The sequence below is a fragment of the Dethiosulfatibacter sp. genome (assembly GCF_983023055.1).
Genome location: NZ_CEZJXU010000103.1, coordinates 4,519 through 6,398, shown reverse-complemented (window position 1 = coordinate 6,398; position 1,880 = coordinate 4,519). Strand labels below are relative to the sequence as shown.

Here is a 1,880-nt window from a genome sequence, read left to right as displayed (position 1 = left end):
GCAGTATATAGACGCTTCAACTGTATACTGCTTCCATACATTATTACGAAACTTATTTTTGCATTAAACTTCCTTTTTTCTTAAAAGAATAGTTAAGTTTATTCATGAAACTATCATTATATTATATAGCTCCTACAATTATTGTCAATAATATATGGAATATTGTTGGTTTGTTGCTATGACAACGAATTATAATGTAACATTATAAAAACTTATACCCGTTATTATATTTACGGGTATATACTGTTATCATGAGTTTAATAAAAATTTAACAAGGTAGTGGGGAATAACGTTATCACACTACCTCAATAACGAGTGGAGGTTTATTATGATTCAAACAGATGTATTGGTAATTGGTGGAAGTGCAACAGGTCTTGTTGCTGGAATGACTGCAAAGTCAAACAACCCTGAAAAAAGTGTAACTGTAATTAGAAAAGAAGAAAAAGTTATGATACCTTGCGGTATCCCCTATATCTTTGGTTCCGTTGATACCAGCGATAACAACATTCTTCCCGATGCTGGACTTATAGGTCTTGGAGTAGATATTGTAATCGACGAAGTAGTTTCTGTAGACACCGAAGCAAAGACATGCAAGACAAAAAACGGTGAAGAATATTCATACGGCAAGCTTATCATGGGAACAGGTTCCATACCTTCAGTTCCTAAATGGCTGAAGGGTACAGAACTTGATAATGTATTCACAATCCCTAAGGATAAAGTATATCTTGATGCCTTTCACAAGAAGTTTGAAAACTTCAAAAATATAGTAGTTGTAGGAGCGGGCTTCATAGGTGTTGAAGTATCCGATGAAATGAATAAAAAAGACAAGAATGTAACCTTGATTGAAATACTTCCAAATGTTCTAGGCGCTACCTTCGATGATGAGTTTGCTTCACAGGCAGGCGATATGCTTGTTGAAAGAGGAGTAAATGTTAAAACAGGCTGCGGGATCCAGGAAATACTTGGAAATGGAAAAGTTGAATCTGTGAAATTTGCAGACGGATCAACAATGGAAGCAGATGCAGTAATCCTTTCTCTTGGATACATGCCTAATACATCACTTGCAAAAGACATGGGTCTTCAACTTAATGATTTTGGATTCATCAAAGCTGATCAGTATAGAAGAACCAACGCACAAGATGTATATGCAGCAGGAGACTGTGCTGAAAAAGTATGTTTCTCAACTGGAAAGCTCAGTAAAACAATGCTCGCATCAACAGCATGTACAGAAGCTAGAATAGCAGGATTAAACCTTTATGACCTTAACACATTCAGCGCATTCAAGGGAACCATTGGAATCTATTCAACATGCATAGGCGACACAGGATTTGGAGTTGCAGGACTAATAGAAAAAGTTGCTGTAAATGAAGGATTCAAGATTGTAACTGGAGAATTCACTGGAATGAACCGTCATCCAGGAAAACTTGTTGGAGCACACAAGGAAAAAGTTAAGCTTATCGTATCCGAACAATCAGGAGTAATCCTTGGTGGAGAAGTTATGGGAGGCACAAGCACAGGAGAACTTACAAATGTTATAGGTGTAGCAATCCAAAACAACATGACAATAAATGATCTTCTTGTAACTCAAATAGGTACTCAGCCAATGCTTACTGCATCACCTGCTGGATACCCACTAATAAAAGCTGCAGAAGTAGTAGCTAAAAAACTTAAAGCCAAGAAAGTAGCTATGCTAAGTTAAATGTGTAAACATTTATTAAGGCGTGAAGGAAAGTTTCCTTACATACATAACACCAATGCTTCAAGGGGTTATGCATATTCTAACTTTCCTGAACTTGCCAAGAAAGTAGCTACGCTGTGTTAAATGTGTAAACATTTATCAAGGCGCGAATGAAAATTTCCTTAACCGCATAACACCAACG

1 protein-coding gene is annotated in these 1,880 nt (G+C 36.7%); it reads left to right on the top strand.

Going from position 1 to position 1,880, the window contains the following annotated elements:
* Window positions 1–328: 328 nt before the first annotated feature.
* Window positions 329–1,699: an FAD-dependent oxidoreductase gene (locus tag AC3AX0_RS05255; RefSeq protein ID WP_487549257.1), complete on the top strand. Its 1,371-nt coding sequence runs from the start codon at window positions 329–331 to the stop codon at window positions 1,697–1,699.
* Window positions 1,700–1,880 lie beyond the last annotated feature (181 nt).

Coding starts and splice junctions, on each gene's coding strand:
- AC3AX0_RS05255 (WP_487549257.1), top strand. CDS start 329: ATGATTCAAACAGATGTATTGGTAATTGGTGGAAGTGCAACAGGTCTT.